1 pseudogene is annotated in these 258 nt (G+C 44.6%); it reads right to left on the bottom strand.

Going from position 1 to position 258, the window contains the following annotated elements:
* Positions 1-13 precede the first annotated feature (13 nt).
* Positions 14-258, bottom strand: a pseudogene (locus SB772_RS42780) (polyphosphate kinase 2); the annotation flags it as partial.

Below are 258 nucleotides of genomic sequence, written 5' to 3'. Positions count from 1 at the left end.
AGGTGCTAGTTGCTTAATAACGAGGCGGTACATACATATCATCGGGAATAGGTTCGCGGTAGTACTCATCATCGCGTTTGCGATTGGGTAACTCAATTTCGTCACGAGGCACTTCTTTGTAAGGGATTTGGTCGAGCAAATGGGCAATACAGTTCAGTCTAGCACGTTTTTTATTATTGCCTTCGACAACCCACCAGGGTGCTTCAGGAATATGAGTACGCTCAAACATGGTTTCTTTTGCTTTGGTGTAATCTTCCC

Source organism: Paraburkholderia sp. SIMBA_030 (genome assembly GCF_046535245.1).
Taxonomy (GTDB): Bacteria; Pseudomonadota; Gammaproteobacteria; order Burkholderiales; family Burkholderiaceae; genus Paraburkholderia.
The sequence above is the reverse complement of the archived record's forward strand: the minus strand, read 5'-3'. Positions and strand labels throughout refer to the sequence as shown.